At 49.1% G+C, this 16,993-nt stretch carries 18 protein-coding genes; 15 read left to right on the plus strand and 3 right to left on the minus strand.

The window, feature by feature from the left end; all coding sequences use genetic code 11:
- Positions 1-9: 9 nt before the first annotated feature.
- Positions 10-2,421 carry a S8 family peptidase gene (locus OVA33_RS06045; RefSeq protein WP_025649409.1) on the minus strand — a complete coding sequence of 804 codons (2,412 nt, stop codon included), beginning with the start codon at positions 2,419-2,421 and terminating at the stop codon, positions 10-12.
- Positions 2,422-2,946: 525 nt separating this feature from the next.
- Between OVA33_RS06045 and OVA33_RS06050 the strand changes: the two genes are divergently transcribed.
- The 5 genes from OVA33_RS06050 to OVA33_RS06070 all read left to right on the plus strand — a co-directional run bounded on the left by OVA33_RS06050 (position 2,947) and on the right by OVA33_RS06070 (position 7,492).
- Positions 2,947-3,261: a hypothetical protein gene (locus OVA33_RS06050; RefSeq protein WP_017418658.1), complete on the plus strand. Its 315-nt coding sequence runs from the start codon at positions 2,947-2,949 to the stop codon at positions 3,259-3,261.
- 23 nt (positions 3,262-3,284) lie between these two features.
- Positions 3,285-4,115, plus strand: coding sequence for a PRD domain-containing protein (locus tag OVA33_RS06055; protein WP_014419179.1), 831 nt, complete (start codon positions 3,285-3,287; stop codon positions 4,113-4,115).
- A 219-nt stretch (positions 4,116-4,334) separates the two neighbouring features.
- Complete coding sequence (locus OVA33_RS06060) at positions 4,335-5,717, plus strand: sucrose-specific PTS transporter subunit IIBC (protein ID WP_014419178.1); 1,383 nt, start codon at positions 4,335-4,337, stop codon at positions 5,715-5,717.
- On the plus strand, positions 5,714-7,153 hold the full coding sequence (locus OVA33_RS06065; RefSeq protein ID WP_063636527.1) for a sucrose-6-phosphate hydrolase: 1,440 nt from the start codon (positions 5,714-5,716) through the stop codon (positions 7,151-7,153). Before OVA33_RS06060 ends, OVA33_RS06065 begins: the two co-directional genes overlap by 4 nt.
- Positions 7,154-7,216: 63 nt before the next feature.
- A complete protein-coding gene (locus OVA33_RS06070) occupies positions 7,217-7,492 on the plus strand; it encodes a hypothetical protein (RefSeq protein ID WP_042635591.1) in 276 nt (91 codons plus the stop codon).
- 30 nt (positions 7,493-7,522) lie between these two features.
- Here the strand turns inward: OVA33_RS06070 and OVA33_RS06075 are convergent, their stop codons facing one another.
- Positions 7,523-8,335 (minus strand): bifunctional hydroxymethylpyrimidine kinase/phosphomethylpyrimidine kinase, encoded by an 813-nt coding sequence (locus tag OVA33_RS06075; RefSeq protein ID WP_003150959.1) that lies wholly within the window; start codon positions 8,333-8,335, stop codon positions 7,523-7,525.
- A gap of 149 nt (positions 8,336-8,484) precedes the next feature.
- Between OVA33_RS06075 and OVA33_RS06080 the strand changes: the two genes are divergently transcribed.
- The 8 genes from OVA33_RS06080 (at position 8,485) to OVA33_RS06115 (ending at position 13,869) form a co-directional block, all read left to right on the plus strand.
- Positions 8,485-8,823: a PadR family transcriptional regulator gene (locus OVA33_RS06080; protein ID WP_003150960.1), complete on the plus strand. Its 339-nt coding sequence runs from the start codon at positions 8,485-8,487 to the stop codon at positions 8,821-8,823.
- Positions 8,816-9,451 carry a permease prefix domain 1-containing protein gene (locus tag OVA33_RS06085; RefSeq protein ID WP_017418660.1) on the plus strand — a complete coding sequence of 212 codons (636 nt, stop codon included), beginning with the start codon at positions 8,816-8,818 and terminating at the stop codon, positions 9,449-9,451. The genes OVA33_RS06080 and OVA33_RS06085 overlap by 8 nt, the downstream gene beginning before the upstream one ends.
- A gap of 44 nt (positions 9,452-9,495) precedes the next feature.
- On the plus strand, positions 9,496-10,023 hold the full coding sequence (locus OVA33_RS06090; RefSeq protein ID WP_017418661.1) for a hypothetical protein: 528 nt from the start codon (positions 9,496-9,498) through the stop codon (positions 10,021-10,023).
- An 85-nt stretch (positions 10,024-10,108) separates the two neighbouring features.
- A complete protein-coding gene (locus OVA33_RS06095) occupies positions 10,109-10,915 on the plus strand; it encodes a glycosyltransferase family 2 protein (protein WP_007407698.1) in 807 nt (268 codons plus the stop codon).
- A gap of 15 nt (positions 10,916-10,930) precedes the next feature.
- A complete protein-coding gene (locus OVA33_RS06100) occupies positions 10,931-11,614 on the plus strand; it encodes a uracil-DNA glycosylase (protein ID WP_012118732.1) in 684 nt (227 codons plus the stop codon).
- Between the two features lie 59 nt (positions 11,615-11,673).
- On the plus strand, positions 11,674-12,096 hold the full coding sequence (locus OVA33_RS06105) for a YwdI family protein (protein ID WP_025649406.1): 423 nt from the start codon (positions 11,674-11,676) through the stop codon (positions 12,094-12,096).
- A gap of 18 nt (positions 12,097-12,114) precedes the next feature.
- Entirely contained in the window at positions 12,115-13,434 is a 1,320-nt protein-coding gene (locus tag OVA33_RS06110; RefSeq protein ID WP_029972904.1) for a purine/pyrimidine permease, read from the plus strand.
- A 63-nt stretch (positions 13,435-13,497) separates the two neighbouring features.
- Positions 13,498-13,869, plus strand: a complete 372-nt coding sequence (locus tag OVA33_RS06115) for a DUF423 domain-containing protein (protein WP_003150969.1) — start codon at positions 13,498-13,500, stop codon at positions 13,867-13,869.
- Positions 13,870-13,915: 46 nt separating this feature from the next.
- Here OVA33_RS06115 and gerQ read toward each other — a convergent pair whose 3' ends face one another.
- Positions 13,916-14,512, minus strand: coding sequence for a spore coat protein GerQ (gene gerQ / locus OVA33_RS06120; RefSeq protein WP_014419171.1), 597 nt, complete (start codon positions 14,510-14,512; stop codon positions 13,916-13,918).
- Between the two features lie 280 nt (positions 14,513-14,792).
- Here gerQ and OVA33_RS06125 point away from each other — a divergent pair, with 280 nt between their 5' ends.
- Together OVA33_RS06125 and OVA33_RS06130 are read left to right on the plus strand one after the other, a co-directional pair.
- Complete coding sequence (locus OVA33_RS06125; protein ID WP_003150972.1) at positions 14,793-15,563, plus strand: glycosyltransferase family 2 protein; 771 nt, start codon at positions 14,793-14,795, stop codon at positions 15,561-15,563.
- A 4-nt stretch (positions 15,564-15,567) separates the two neighbouring features.
- A complete protein-coding gene (locus OVA33_RS06130; protein ID WP_128974139.1) occupies positions 15,568-16,992 on the plus strand; it encodes a capsular polysaccharide export protein, LipB/KpsS family in 1,425 nt (474 codons plus the stop codon).
- Position 16,993 lies beyond the last annotated feature (1 nt).

The following is a 16,993-nucleotide window of genomic DNA, read 5'->3' on the forward strand; positions in this document are numbered from 1 at the left end:
GTTGTTCGGTTATTCAATGATAAAAGGTTTTTCAGTCAGCACCTGGCTTGATTTCCCTTTGTTCGCGGCATAGGCCAGCATATAATATTCTCCTGCCGGCAGTGCGGTGTCACCATTGACTTTGCCGTTCCAGTCGAAATATTGATAGCCTTTATCCTGCTTTTTATAAATGCCGGCTTGGCCGACAAAGTCAAGATTACTGTCATATACAAGGAAGGCAAGCTCTTCAGCTCCCGCCGGAAGATAGGTTTCAATTTGGTAGGTTCCCTGCGTTGTGCCGTCGTGCACGTCGATTGACGTCACGCGCGGATAGTCCGGCTCTTTTACAATCAGCAGCGTCGGCACTTTTGCGACTGTTTTTCCGCCTTCACGCACTGTGACGGTTCCCTCATAGGTGCCTGCCTTTACTTTTTTGGCATTGACCTTTACTTTCGCATTGACCTTTCCGGTTTGATGAGCGGGGATCACGACCCGGTCTGTGCCCGAAACGGTAATGCCCGTGCCGTTGAAAGAGTACTCGAGCTGATATGATTTTCTGATGGACGATTGGTTTTCAATCGTAAAGGTTTCTTTTTTCGTTTCATTGCCTTTGTCTTTCATAAACGTTCCGTAAGAATAACTTCCCGGGGCGACAAGGGAGTCTGCTTTGATCGCCTTCATGATTCTGATGCTTCCGGCGCCTTGCGCATTATGCGGGTATACGTCACCGTCCGCGTCCGTTAAGGTTTCCGCGGTGTTCATGAGAGCGGCTTTTATTTGTTCCGGGCTCCATTTCGGTTTGGCCTGCTTGATGACGGCAGCTGCGCCGGCTACATGCGGGGAAGCCATACTCGTTCCCTGCTTCGATCCGTAGCCGTACGGGTCGGCCGGATCATGGGTCGGAATGGTGCTGACGATGTTTACGCCGGGAGCGGAGACGTCAGGTTTAATCATCCACGTGTCCATAACCGGACCGCGTGACGAAAAGTCTGCCATTTGTTCAGTGAGCGATTTAGCCACGGATAAATTGAATGTCGCTTTTGTGCCGCCCGCTTTTAATTGGCTGACGAGTTTTTCGCCGTCTTCTGATGAAAGCTTAATCGTCGGCACTGACATGCCCGGTACGTTGGCTTCAATTTCTCCCGGGGCATTGTTATACACAACCATACCGATCGCGCCCGCTTTTTTGGCGTTGTCGGCTTTATCGACAAAGGCGATGCTGCCCCGTTTGACGACAGCGACTTTTCCTTTCAGATCTTTGCCTTCAAAATCCTTTTGCTCGCCGATACCCGCCTCTATGAGCTCTGTTTCTTTTTTATTCAGTGCTTTTATGTCATCTTCTTTGTTGTAGCCCATTACTTTCGCTGAGGAATAGGAACCGAAGGAGACGGCGTACTCGTTCAGCGGCAGCTGGGTCGCTCCGACGGAGATGGCTTCTCTGGACGTTCCCGGAGAGCCGACGGTCCAATTGTTCGGCCCGCTGTTTCCGTTTGATGTAACGGCCGTGACGCCTTCTGACATCGCCCAGTCAAGCGCCGTGCTTGTCGCCCAGTCTGGGTTATTCACAGAATTGCCGAGAGAAAGGTTCATGACATCCGCTCCGTCCTGTACGGCGCGTTCGATGCCGGCGATGACGTTCTCCGTTGTTCCGCTTCCGCCCGGACCGAGCACACGGTAGGCAAGGAGTGTAGCATCCGGCGCGACGCCTTTAATCGTTCCGTTTGCCGCTACCGTGCCCGCGACATGGGTTCCGTGGTCAGTCGACGCGCCTCTCGGATCACCGGACGGCGTTTCTTCAGGATCGTAATCGTTATCCACAAAATCGTATCCTTTATATTGTCCGAAATTTTTCTTTAAGTCAGGGTGTTTATATTCGACACCGGTATCAATAATGGCAACCTTGACGCCTTTACCCGTATAGCCGAGCTTCCACGCGTCATTTGCCCCTATATAAGGCGCGCTGTCATCCATCTGCGGAGACACGGCATCCTTAGATAGGGTGATGTCTTTATCTTTGAGCTGATCGGTATGATAGGTGACATTCGGATAAACCGCTTTGACATCCTGATCACTCAGCAGTTTGGGGATTTCATTTGCCGGGAGTTTCATGGAGAAGCCGGAAAACACTTGCTCATATTCCCTGTTGATTTTTCCGTGTTTAATGGTTTTGAGCGCTTTCTTTTTCACTTTTGAGCGTTCGCTTTTCAGCTTGCTTTTTGTCTGTGCTTTGCCGAGTTCCTTTGCTTCCGCCAGTGACTTTTCCTTCAGCTCCACGATGACTGTCGTTTGTTTGCCGGTGGTCATATCAATGTCACCGAACACCTCAGCCTTCTCAAGATCAGGAGTTTGCGGTTTTGAAGCCGGCGCAGCCTGTGAACTTGTGGATAAGGTAAAGGATAAGACAAAAGCCGGAAGCAGATAACGGATGATTCCTTTTTTCAATCGTGTTTCCCCCTTTTTCTTTATCTAAATTAGAAATCTAGTATATATTTCTTGAAAATTCAAAATAATCCTTGTGACATATGACTCATTTATGGAAATTGGTCTGTGAATAAGGAGGGAGTTATACACAGAATTCTGTGTATAACTGAATAAATTTGTGTATATATATTGTTGGGAACGAATGTTCCTATACAAAATATAGATCGAGTTTGTGGATATGTGGATATACACTGTGTTTAAGCTGTGCTTAACCAAGGGATAAGGTGTGTATAACTTTTTTTATCGGCTTTTCCATTTTTCAGGTCATTTCCATCAGCTTTCAACAAAACTTCTGAAAACTAGTTTGTTTTTTCACTCATATTGTGACAAACAATTCGCCCGGCCGCGTCTATCATAGAGTCATAGGGTTGCTAGACCCGCTAGTTTTTAGCGGAGAAGGATCGGCCGCCTTTTCCGTTAAAGCGGAGAGAAAAACAGGCCTGCGAACAAGCTGTCTGTCAAAAAGAAGCGGAGGGATGATTTGCAATGAAACGTTTGCTAGTATCTTTACGGGTGTGGATGGTCTTTCTGATGAATTGGATGGCGCCGGGTAACGGAAGATATCCATTAGCCGCCGTGTACGGAAACCAAGCGGCTTGTCATAAGAAAGCGAAGCGGACGGCTGGGGCTTTTTCGTTTGTGAGCCGTGTCCGATCGGCGGATTTGACCGATGAAACGAAATCGGCCCGCGGCAGGCTGGATAAAAACCGATGGATGCCTGTCCGCAAAGAATTGCCGAAACGGGAGCGCGCGGGTCCGGCACCTTTACATCATATGAAAAAGAGGGTACAATCCCACTAAACATATGAACGGGAGCGAACCTCTTGAGAATAGACAAAGTATTAAACAACAATGCGGCGTTAATAAAAGAAGACGGACGGGAAAAGATCGTAATGGGTCCCGGAATCGCTTTTCAAAAGAGAAAAAATGATGTGATTCAAAAGCATAAAATTGAAAAAATATTTGTCGTGCACGACGAAAATGAAAAGTTCAAACAAGTGTTAGAAACGCTTCCCGAAGAGCATATAGAGGCGGCTGAAGATATCATCAGCCATGCGGAGGGAGAGCTTGCGGCACCTTTGAACGATCACATCCACATTGCGCTGGCGGACCATTTATCCTTTGCGATCGAAAGGATTCAAAACGGCCTTCAGGTGCATAACCGATTGCTTCATGAAATTAAGGCGCTTTATAAAAAAGAATATGAGATCGGCCGCTGGGCGGTTGAGCACGTGAAACAAACCCTCGGTATATCATTGCCTGATGATGAGGCGGGGTATATCGCGCTTCATATCCACACTGCCAAGGCGGATGCCAAAAGCATGTATTCGGCGATGAAGCATACAACCATGATCAAAGAAATGATCGAAAAGATCGAATCCTTTTTCGAACAGAAGGTGGATGAAGACAGTATTTCCTATCAGCGCCTCGTCACGCACTTGCGGTATGCGGTCAGCCGGTTGGATTCAAATGAAGCACTCCATTCCATGGACGAGGAGATGCTTTATTTCATCCAAAAAAAGTATCCGTTTGCTTATCGGTGTGCGCTTGAACTGGCGGCGTTTTTAAAAACTGAATATGATTTGGAACTGCCGGAATCCGAGGCCGGCTATATCACGCTGCATGTCCAGCGTCTGCAAAAAAACCCGGAATAACGCGTCTGTTTCGAGAAACAGACTTTTTTTTTGAAAACATATTGACGAAAGCGCTATCATGGAATAGAATGAAAGCGCATTAAAAAAACTGAATCCGGCGGGATTGTGACTGGTAATGCAGGCAAGACCTAAAATTTGCGTACATGAAAAAGGGATCATGCTGACCTTTTTCGTTGGCGAATTTTAGGTCTTTTTTGATTTTAGAAAGGGGGATACATAATGAATTATCAAGAAACGGCAAAACAGCTTATCAAACACATCGGAGGGAAATCAAATATCATCAGCGCGACACATTGCGCCACACGGCTCAGGCTCGTCATTCAAGATGAACAGAAGATCAGCCAGGCCGGCATTGAAGAGACAGAAGGAGTAAAAGGGGCTTTCAGCAGCTCGGGGCAATATCAGATTATATTCGGCACCGGCCTCGTGAATAAAGTGTATGACGCTTTTTCAAAAGAAGCCGATTTGGAGCGGGAGGATCGTGAGACACATCAGGACGCAGCGAAAAAAAAGCTGAATCCGGCCGCAAGATTTGCGAAAACACTGTCTAACATATTCGTTCCCATCATTCCGGCTATCGTGGCAAGCGGACTTTTAATGGGGCTGCTCGGCATGATGAAGGCTTTTCACTGGGTGTCTGAACAATCATCGCTGTTTAAGCTTCTAGACATGTTTTCAAGCGCGGCGTTTATCTTTCTGCCCGTATTCATCGGGTTCAGCGCGGCGAAAGAATTTGGCGGTAATGCCTTTCTCGGTGCCGTGCTCGGGGGAATTATGATCCATCCGGCGCTTTTGAATCCGTGGGGGCTTGCGGATGTACCGCCTGATTTTATGCAGCTCTTCGGCTTCGACATTGCGCTGCTCGGCTACCAAGGGACGGTCATCCCCGTACTGTTAGCCGTTTACATTATGAGCAAAGTGGAAAAGGGCACGCGAAAAATTGTGCCTCACGCATTCGATTTATTGGTCACGCCGTTTGTCACGGTGATTGTCACAGGATTTATCACCTTTATCGCAATCGGTCCGCTTGGCAGGGCGATCGGATCAGGCATTACCGTCTCGCTGACGTATGTGTATGATCATGCGGGCATTGTTGCCGGACTGCTTTTCGGAGGTCTTTATCCGCTTATTGTGCTTACCGGTGTGCATCACAGCTTTCATGCGATTGAGGCCGGCCTCATCGCTGATTTGGGCAGAAACTATATCCTTCCTATCTGGTCGATGGCGAATGTCGCTCAGGGCGCGGCGGGACTGGCTGTATTTTTCCTGACGAAAAAAGCGAAAATGAAAGAAATCGCTTTGCCTGCCGCATTTTCCGCTTTTCTCGGCGTAACCGAACCAGTCATTTTCGGTGTGAACCTAAGATACCGCAAGCCGTTTATCGCGGGAATGATCGGCGGAGCGCTGGGCGGAGCCTATGTCGTGGTGACCGGTGTCGCCGCCAATGCCTACGGTCTGACCGGAATTCCGATGATTGCCATCACGGCTCCGCTCGGTTTAGGAAATCTTATAAACTATCTGATCGGAATGGGCATCGCCTCTGTCTCAGCGTTTATTGCCGCTTACATTATGGGAGCTAAAGAAAAGGAGGCCGTCAAATGAGGACACCGGATCAAGAGCTGCGCCTGCAGGCTGAGGAAGCGAAAAAGAAGCGGGGAGAAACAGCCGCATCAGATCCATACCGCCAGAACTATCATATTATGCCGCCGGTCGGGCTTTTAAATGATCCGAACGGCGTGATCCAATGGAACGGCGTATATCACTTGTTTTTTCAATGGCAGCCATTTCATACGGGGCACGGCGCGAAATTTTGGGCGCATGTGACGACGAAGGATTTCGTTGAGTGGAAAGAGGAAGAAATCGCGCTTGCGCCGGGTGAGTGGTATGACAAAAACGGCTGTTATTCCGGAAGCGCCATCGAAAAAGACGGGCGGCTCTGCCTGATGTACACAGGCAATGTCCGTGACGGAGAAGGCAATCGGGAAACGTATCAATGCCTCGCCGTATCCGAAGACGGGATCGTATTTGAAAAAAAAGGAGTCGTCGCGCGTCTCCCGGAAGGCTATACCGCTCATTTCCGTGATCCGAAGGTTTGGAAGAAAGACGGAGCGTATTACATGGTGCTCGGCGCGCAGACGGAAAAGCTCACCGGAAGCGCTGTATTGTTCACATCGGAGAATTTGACGGATTGGACGTTTCTCGGTGCGATTGCGGGGGCGGACTCCGGCGGTCTCGGGTCATTCGGCTATATGTGGGAATGTCCCGACCTGTTTTCCCTTGACGGAACCGACGTGCTGCTCGTATGTCCGCAGGGGCTTGAAGCCGACGGGATAAAATATCATAACAGTCACCAGGCGGGCTATTTCCTCGGCAGGCTGCATACAGAGCCGCCAGAATTTAAGCACGGTGAATTTACGGAGCTTGACAGAGGATTTGATTTTTACGCGGCGCAGACGCTGGAAGATGATAAGGGACGGAGAATTCTGTTCGCGTGGATGGGCGTTCCGGATCAGCATGAGGACAAACATCCGACACATGCGTATCACTGGATTCACTGCTTAACGATGCCGAGACAGCTGTCACTGTCCAACGGCAGAATCATACAGCGTCCGCTTCCGGAAATGAAATTACGCCGCACGGATGAGCAAAAGCGCCGTCTTCAATTGGAGTGCTCGTCTGTAAGCCTGCCGGTGAAAGATGCGTCCCGGGCTGAAGTGCTGCTGGAAGACATCACTTGCGAATCCGGTTTTGAAATCTCAATTCGGGGCGCGGCCCGGTTTATATTTCATCAGGAAGAGGGGCTGGCTGTGCTGGAGCGCACCGCTTTCAGCGGAGAAGAAAAAGAAAAGAGAAGCTGCGCCATCAGCGAGGTGGATTCCGTGCAGCTCTTTCTGGATGCATCCTCGATCGAATTGTTTTTGAATGATGGAGAAGAGGTTTTCAGCGCCAGATATTTTCCTTTCCCGGGAAATGATGACGTAACCGTCACTTCGGTAGGAAAAACGGAAATAAATGGCTCAATTTGGACACTTTTGTAGAAAATCGTTCTTTTTTCTTATGTGAAACCTATGCCATCTGTGCTATTCTTCAAACGAAAGACTATGATTCCAGGAATAAAAGGAGTTGTTTTCTCAGTTTTGAAAAATCAGAAGATGACGCCGAAATGTTTACTTGTCAAAGCCGCAGAGCAAGTGGAAGATAAGCGGGAAGAATATAAAGAAGTATTGCTTCAGCTGAATCGCATGCTCAAGAGGGCTGAGCCGCACAATGAATGGAGTGATCGGCTGATGCATACATATGAACAGATGAAGGAATATGCGCTGTTTGTGCAATCGATTGAGATGTTTTTACGGTCATCCGCGAAAAAAATGAAATAATCCCCCTCGATCATGAGGGGGATATTTATTTTATTTTCCGCTAAGACGCATCGCCGAATGTTTAGTCGGTCCGATGTATTGGTTCAGCGGGAAGGATTCTTTGATTGCCGCGGTGATAAATTCTTTCGCCGCATAGATGGCTTCCTTCACTTCAGCGCCTTTGGCCAGTTCTGCCGTCACGGCGGCGGAGAATGTGCATCCGGCTCCGTGCGTGTAAGGTGTATCAATCATTTCGCTTTCTAATACTTCCGCGGTTTCTCCGTCATACAGCACGTCGATCGCTTTTTCATGTTTCAATTTGCCTCCGCCTGTAATCAATACATATTTCGCGCCGAGTTCGTGAATTTTCTTGGCCGCTTCTTTCATGTCTTCCACCGTTTTTAATTCATCCATACCGCTCAGCTGGCTTGCTTCAAACAGGTTGGGCGTGATGACGGTTGCCAGAGGCGCCAATTGGGTGCGAAGCGCTTCGGCATGCTCCGGATACAGCACTTCGTTCGCTCCTTTGCAGACCATGACAGGATCGATAACGACATTCTTCAGCTGTTTTTCTTTAATCGTTTTCGCCGCAAGCTCTATGATCTCCACGGTAGGGAGCATTCCCGTTTTCATGGCGTCTACGCCGATTCCGTCAACAATCGTCGCCAGCTGTGCGCGAATCGTATCAGCATCGATCGGAAATACTTGATGATCCCAGCTGTTCTCCGGGTCCATCGCTACGATCACGGTCAAAGCCGTCATTCCGTATACGTTTTTTTCTTGAAATGTTTTTAAATCGGCCTGAATTCCCGCGCCGCCGCTGGAATCAGAACCGGCAATAGTAAGTGCTTTGTGCATTGACATATCAATGGCCTCCATCAGTGTTTTATATCTCATTATAGTTAGATTTTCTCCCGATCACAATACGGAAGGCTTGGAGGAATGATTTGACAGCCGCGGGGGATGTGCGTACAATACCTACATAAGATTACTAGGTAAGGGTGAGAAAATAAATGCTCAACAGGGAGCTTGTAAAGGGAAGCACGGTCATTCTGGTGCTGACGCTGCTGAATGAACGGCCCATGTACGGGTATGAACTAGTGAAAGAAATGGAGAAAAGAAGCGGGAATGAACTGCAAATGAAGGAAGGCACGCTGTACCCATCGCTTCATAAGCTTGAACGCCAAAGCTATATTTCTTCTTACTGGGAAAAGCAGACCAAAGGGCCGGACCGAAAATATTACCGGATCACCGATGAAGGAAAAAACATTCTAGCCGAACGGACGAAGGAATGGAATCTGTTCTCTGCTCTGATGGACCGGATGCTGAAGCGGGGCGGGCAGAATGGATAAAGACCTTTATGTGCAGGAAATCAGAAAAGGGCTGGAAGGCAAGGCCGGAAGCCGTGAATTATTAAAAGAAATCGAAAGCCATATTCATCATGCCATATGTGATCATCTGGAAAAAGGCAAAACCGAAAGCGAAGCGATGGCGCTTATTCTGCGGGAAGTGGGGACTCCGTCTGAGATTATCTCTGCTTTTCAAAAAGCTTCGGCGGTGCCCGCGCGGACTTTTATGTTCTTTTATCTGTTCTGCAACTGCGGTCTTTTTGTGATGGGGGCGATGATTACGGTGATGCACGCGTGGAGGATTCATCCCGCTGTTGACGCGCTGTGGAAAGGAATTTCCGTGTCAGTATGGCTGATTATGATCGGTTATGTGCTGTATTGGTTCCAAATCGGCTATCAAGCTGGCAAGGAGTTCGGGGCTGGCGGCAAAAAGCTTGCTGAGCGGACGGTATGGGCTTCAATGGTGCCGAATCTATGTTTTATGTTTGTCTTTTTGTTCAATCTGGTTCCGGCTGGGCTGTTTCCTTCGGCGGTCACACCGAGTTTTGCGGCAGTATGCGCCGTTGTGACGGTATGTTTTCCGTTTTGCGGCAAAATAGGTTTTTACGCAGGCAGGCAGAGACTTGCCTGATCTTTTTCACTATATACATAGGGAATCTATATAGGGGTGTTAAAATGAGATTAGGTTCGTGGATGTACGGCGCGTGCGCCCAAATAACCGTTACCGTATTTACCGTCTGCGGCTTGGTTCTTGCATTGCCCGTTGTGAGTCTTTTTATTATGGTTCTGAATGGGATGCAAGACGCTATTTTTGTTGTTTTCAGTATTTTGCTTCTTCTATTGTTTTATGCGCTGGGATGGATTTGGGCCGTTTCGTTTGCGCGTGAGTGGAAGGTGAAACTTTTCGAGCTGCAGATCAGTTCGCTCATTCCGCTGGCGGGTATATTATACTTGTACATTGACAGCGGGGTGAGTATACCGGAACTGATTCATGATTGGCATGAGGATGGATGTGCGCTTGTCCCGCCGGCTTTTGTCTGCTTGTGCACATGCTATGCGATGGTGTTGGTGCCTGTTTATCAATCAAAACTTTGGAACGCCATGGAGGCGGGCAGACTTAATGCCAAGGCGGTATGCACTGTTTGGGGAGACCTTCTGATCATTCTCGTTTTGCTGGCGGGCATGACCTGGATTTGTTTCTGAATGGGCCGAAATCAAAAATCCCCCCTGATCTCTCCGCCGCTTTATGTTTTAATAGAACATGAGAAAAAAGCAGAAGGAGCGGGTCATGAATATATCAATTGTCATAGTCACGTATAACCGGATTCCGGCTTTGTGTGAGCTGCTGGAGTCGATTTCCATGCAGACCATAAAGCCTTATGAAGTCATCATCGTAAATGATGCCGGGGAATCGGTCGAACAAGCGAAGCAGCTGTACAGCGATCTGCCGATTCAGATTATTGATTTAGAACAGAATGCCGGACATGTGGAAGCGCGGAACGCAGGTGTGAAAAAAGCGTCGGGTGATTGTATCATGCTGTGCGATGATGATGATTTCATTACGCCGGGCCATTTGGAAAGAATGGCGGCTGCACTTGCTGATGCGGATTTTGTCCATTCTGACGCGGAAATTGTGTCATTTGAAGAACGGGGCGGCACGAGATACCCGGTGTCACGAAAGCCGTTCGCTTATACGGCGGATTATGCGGATATGCGGGTTTTTTCCACGTACGTTCCGTCAGGCAGCATGTACAGGCGTTCTCTGCATGACACGTTAGGGTATTTTGATCCGGATGTCCATAATTATTGGGACTGGGACTTTTATTTGCGCGCCGCGAAACAGCACCGTGTGAAGCGTGTTCCTTGCGCGAGCGTCATATATGCGTTTTTTGAGGGAGGCGGCAATCAGTCCGCGGATCTCGGCGGCAAACGGAAGCGGTACTTAGACCGGTTAAGCGAAAAGCACGGGCTTGGGGAGCTCCCGACGAAAAACTTCGCGGTTCTTCTTGAAGAGCCGGACATGAAGAGGCGGGAGGCGCCGACTGACATTGTGTGGGACGGAAAGCCCGTCCATTCAAGACTGCACAGTTCATAAGGGGGGACGGACAGTTTGAAACAGCTTTTAAAGGACAGCTGGTGGAATCAGCTGAAAGATGAATTTGACAAACCGTATTATCAAGAGCTGAGAGAAATGCTGAAACAAGAATACAGCAGCCAAACGATTTATCCTGACAGCCATGATATTTTTAACGCCTTGCATTATACGCCCTATGAGGATGTAAAAGCGGTCATTCTCGGACAGGACCCTTATCACGGGCCAGGACAGGCGCACGGGCTTAGTTTTTCCGTTCAGCCCGGGGTCAGACAGCCGCCGTCTTTGAAAAATATTTTCATAGAGCTTCAGGACGATATCGGCTGCTCCGTACCGAACCACGGATCACTCGTCAGCTGGGCGAAGCAGGGAGTGCTTTTGTTAAACACAGTGCTTACGGTTCGCCGCGGTCAGGCCAATTCCCACAAAGGCAAGGGATGGGAGCGGCTCACTGACCGCATCATTGATGTGGTGAATGAAAGAGAGAAACCGATTGTCTTTATCCTGTGGGGGCGTCACGCGCAGATGAAAAAAGAGCGCATTGACACATCGAAACACATTATTATTGAATCGACTCATCCGAGCCCGTTTTCGGCAAGGAACGGTTTTTTCGGGAGCAGACCGTTTTCCCGTACAAACGCCGCCCTTGAAAAAATGGGGGAGCAGCCGATCGATTGGTGCATCCCCGACCTGCCGCAATAAACGTTTTTTTTGAGGCGCTTCCGCCCGGCGGAAGCGTCTTTTTTGGCGTTCCGGGCGGTATGCCGCCAGAAAAAATAACAAACTCAATTCTGCGATTCACTCAGAAATTTGATAAAATGCAGGAAGAAGACAAATTACTGCTGGAGGATTTACTCATGAACATACATATCTCTGCTCTGATTCAGAAGATGGAAGAAGAACTGAGGCAGGCGAAAACAGCGGCCCGCACCGAGGAGGTCAAAATGCACGCGGCCGCCATCCGCTCTCTGTGTGATGTCGTGCTCGGCACTCAGACGCACACCGATCCGGCTCCTGTGCAGAATCCGATTCCGAAAGCGGCGCCGAAACCTTCAGCGTCTCCTTCGACAGACCCGCTGCTGCTTGAAAAAATGATGGGCAGCGCCGGGCTGAACCAATATCAGAAAAAAGCGAAAGACGAACGTGAGGAAGACGGAAACGGGGATTCCATTTTCGATTTTTAACAGGAGAGGTTGATTGACTTGAAACTGATACTCGGGGGTTTGCAATGGACGGCATTTATGATTGCGGCTGCGATTGTAGTTCCTGTCGCCATCGCACAATCATTTCACTTGAACCATGCCGATTCTGCCGCATTGATTCAGAGCACATTTTTTGTGCTTGGCGTCGCCGCGGTCATCCAATGTCTCCAGGGACATCGTCTGCCGATTAATGAAAGCCCGGCAGGCTTATGGTGGGGCGTATACACGATTTACGGCGGACTGACGGGCACGGTGTTCGCGACATTCGGCGAGACGCTGCGGGCGCTGCAGGGGGCGCTGTTATTAAGCGCTGTCTTTTTCTTTTTGTTCAGCCTTTTTAAAGTGATTGAACGGCTGGCCGTGCTGTTTACGCCGGTTGTGACCGGTGTGTATCTGCTGCTGTTGGTCATGCAGCTGAGTCAGCCGATTGTGAAAGGCCTTTTGGGCATCGGCTATTTAAAAAACAGCGTCGACGGCCTTGTATTCGGGCTCGCCATGGTTGTGACGGCGGCGATGTTCATCATGTCCCGATCGAATGTTACGTTCTTAAGACAGTATGCGATTCTCCTTTCGCTTGCCGGCGGATGGATCTTATTCGCCGTCTTTGGCGCAGCCAAACCGATTCAAATACCGGACCGCATAATTCAGCTGCCGGCTCTTTTTCCGTTTGGAAAACCCGTGTTTGACAGCGGCCTGATCATTACGTCACTCTTCATTACCGTTCTTTTGATTGTCAACATGCTCGCGAGCATCCGGGTTGTAGAAGCGGCGGTGAAAAAATTCGGCGGCACCGTTGGGAAGCGGCGTGAGCGTCCGGCAGGGTTTGCGGCTTCGATCAGCCACCTTTTGAGCGGGCTGTCAGGGGGCATTGCGCCTGTACCGATTTCAGGGGCGGCCGGTTTTATTGAGACGACGAAGCTTCCTTCGAAAAAGCCGTTTCTTTTGGGAAGTGTATTTGTCATGATCATCAGTATGATCCCGCTATTTATGAATGCGTTTGCGAGTCTGCCCTCACCGGTCGGCTTTGCGGTAAACTTCGTCGTTTTCTCCACGATGGCGGGTCTTGCCTTTACGGAGTTTGACTCTTATGAGAAAGCGGAGCAAAAACGAATCCGCTCCATTATCGGTCTGGCGCTCCTGACGGGGGTCGGCGTAATGTTTGTGCCGGAGAGCGCGTTATCAGGGATGCACCCGATCCTGATTTCGCTCTTAAGCAACGGCCTTGTGCTCGGGACGCTGCTGGCGATAGCGATTGACCGAATCCAGCTTATCAAAAAGAAAAAATCCGACAATCTCGTGTCATCGGATGACGGACGTTGAATTTTGCCGATGTTGGGTTATGATTGAATTGGAAACTTTAACGAAAAGGCGGGAGAAAAATAGATGAAAGTGTTTATTATTCTTGGTGCGATTAACGCTTTATTGGCCGTGGCGCTGGGCGCTTTCGGCGCGCATGGGCTTGAAGGGAAAATCCCCGATAAATATTTGCAGGTGTGGCACACAGGCGTGCAATATCATATGTATCACGCGCTCGGTCTTCTGGCTGTCGCGTTTTTGGCCGAAAAGCTCTCTGGCGCAGGCAGTGTTTCTGTTGCGGGCTGGCTGATGTTTGCGGGCATCGTTCTGTTTTCAGGAAGCCTGTACGTATTGAGCGTGACGCAGATTTCTATTCTCGGCGCGATTACACCGCTCGGCGGCGTGGCGTTTATCATCTCTTGGATTATGATTATCGTCGCGGCCGTCAAATATTTATAAAGAAAAAAAGCCAATCCTCTGTCAAGTGAGCGATTGGCTTTTTGATTTATCTCGGAGAATAAGAAGACATGGAGTACGGATAAGTATAAGCGATTTCCTCATCAAACGTGATGTAATCAAGGTAAATGGTCAGAAGCAGATAGCGGGTGCCCGTTTTCGGATCGCTGATGATGATATGGTCACGTCCCGCCGCCTGAATCACACCGCGGAAAATCTTTGAATTCCATTCTTTGCTGTTTTCAAATGTCATATAAATCGTCGCCGTTTTGCCCCGGTTCAACCGCAGAATATTTTCAATGTATGACTCTTCAATCGGCAGCATGCCGGGAACGTTTTGTGACGATGATGGACCTGACGGAATCTGAAAGCTGCCGCCGCCCTGCTGCTGCGGCTGGCCGGGGAACCCCCCGCCGAAGCCCTGCTGGCCCTGCTGCTGCGGCTGGCCGGGAAACCCCCCGCCGAAGCCCTGCTGGCCTTGCTGCATCGGCATTGTCATTTGCTGCTGCATCGGCATCATTTGCGATCCTTGGCCGCCCTGAGGCTGCGGATAAGGATTAGGCCCGAGCTGCGGCTGGTATCCTTGCATATCCATTCCCATCCCCATCCCTTGCATTTGCTGATATTGATTCTTTTTCGGTTTCATATTGTTCCTCCTTTGATGAAAACCTCTTCATGCTGAAACCTCCTGACAAGTATCAGACAGCCGACAGAGAAGCTGCTGTTTTTATCTATTCCACCATATGAGCCCGCAGAAAGATTTATGCGAAAAAAGAAAATACGCTCCAATGAGTCCGGACATCAGAGCCGGTTTTTTTTGTGCGCGCAATGCTGACTTTTCACATAATAGTCTGTATTCCTATCGCATCTTCCGCATAAGGAACATATGATAGCGGTAGTTTCAGGTGCGAAAAGGGGGTGACGAGTTGCCTAAAGTGTCAGTGATCATGACGAGCTATAACAAAAGTGACTATGTGGCCCGCTCTATTAAAAGTATTCTGTCTCAGACGTTTACGGACTTTGAGCTGTTCATTATGGATGACAACTCAAATGAAGCGACATTGGCGGAAATACGTCCTTTTCTCACGGATGACCGCGTCCGGTTTTATCAAAGCGATGTATCGGGCGTCAAAGAAAGAACGGAAAAAACACGCTACGCCGCCTTGATTAATCAGGCAATAGAAATGGCGGAGGGCGAGTACGTGACGTATGCGACCGACGACAACACGTATGTGCCGGAACGGCTTGAGAAAATGGTGAAAGAGCTTGATGAAGACCCGGAAAAAGCCGTCGTGTATTCAAGTTCCAAAACCTATCATCTGAATCAGCGGAAAGAGACGGTGAAGGAGACGGCCAGGCCCGCCGAACGGATCGTGTGGAACGCGCCGTGCGCCATTGACCATTGTTCTGTCATGCACCGGTTTTCCGTGCTGGAACAGGTCAAATCGGCATTCGGTTCCTATTGGGATGAAAGCCCCGCGTTTTACCGGATCGGTGACGCCCGTTTCTTCTGGAGAGTGAATCATTTTTATCCGTTTTACCCGATTTCTGAGGAGCTTGATATCAATTATATTACCGATCAATCCATCCATTATCAGCTTTTCGCGGCGGAGAAAAACGAGTTTGTGAACAGCCTTCCGCAGCAGACCACGTGCCGGGAGCTGAGGGAATCATTAAAAAAGCTTGGAAAGGGGTGAGGGCTTGTCGGCATACTTAGCGAATTATTGGGTGCTGTACCGGCAGTATATTGACCTTTTTCAGTCACTTCGCTACAAAGACATCCCGCTCACATTGATCAGTAATTTTTATCAATATATCAGTCCGGCGCTTCGGGAGAGCATGGAGCAGAACCCAGAGCTTTTCGGTCCGGCTGATCAGCATATTCCTGAAGCCGGTATACAGCCATATTATGATCAAAAAAGGCAAAACATTAAGAAAACAGATGAGAAACCGGTAAACGGAAAAGTCATTCTGCATTTCGATCATATTCGGTTCACCGAGAGAAACTACCGGCAGTTTGATCCGGCAAAAACAGCGGTACTGGCCAGATGGAGTCTGCCTGACCATTACGGGCTGCCCGTTATCTGCAAATTGGAGCTGACGGGAATGGGGCAAAAAGGGAACCCCGTCCCTTATATTGAAAAAGCCCATTCCATTTTGAAAGAGCTTCACAGCCATCCCGCTTTCGGAAACAGAGAATTTCAGGAACGTTTGTATAAAGACATTCCATTATTTATTGAAGCGATTGACGCCGTTGATATTTTGTTTACGGCCGAGAAGATTTCCGCCGTTGTAGTCGGCACGACGGAGGATATTTACAGCCGTGTGCTGGCGCTGATGTCCGCGAAAAAAAACGCCGTCAGCATCTGTCTGCAGCACGGAGCGCTCATGGGAGATGAAGCGTTTCTGCCCGTATTTACGGACTATCAGGCAGTATTCGGGGCTTATGAAGCGGAGTGGTATAAAGCAAAAGGCTGCAGGGATGAACAAATCATCATCACGGGGCATCCCCGTTTCGACGAGATTTTCTCAAGAGAGCCGATAGATCAAGACACGTTTTACCGCAAACTTTCTTTTCTCCCGTCACAGCGGACGGTGCTGATCGCCACGCAGCCGTTTTCTGATGAATTTTATACGGGCGTGCTTGAAGAGCTTGCCGGCCAAAAGAACATGCAGCTCATTATTAAACCGCATCCGTGGGAAATCGGCAAAAACAAGCTGGATGCTTACAATCAGGTGCTGCGGAAATATAAAGCAGGCAAAATCATCAAAAAAGAGATGGAGCTGTATGATATTCTACCGTATGTTGACGCTGCGGTGACACAGACATCAACGGTCGGTCTTGAAGCGATGCTGTTTCAAAAGCCCGTGCTGATCGGAAAATCAGCGGGAACCCGCCGATACCCTTATTATCATTCACTTGGAGAATTTGTTTTTGAGGACCCGCAGGCACTTGCTCAGGAATTAATCCGGATATGCGAAAGCCCCGCGGAATATCAAAAAGCGGAACAGGCGCGCCGTGCTTTTGTCGCCGCGAACTACCCGGTTCAGGATTCGCTTGCCGCTTTATGCCAAGTGCTTCAGGAAAAAACCGGAGTCAGCTTCAGACGGGTTGACCCTTCATAAA

Source organism: Bacillus sp. KICET-1 (assembly GCF_027721405.1).
GTDB classification, from domain to species: Bacteria; Bacillota; Bacilli; order Bacillales; family Bacillaceae; genus Bacillus; species Bacillus velezensis.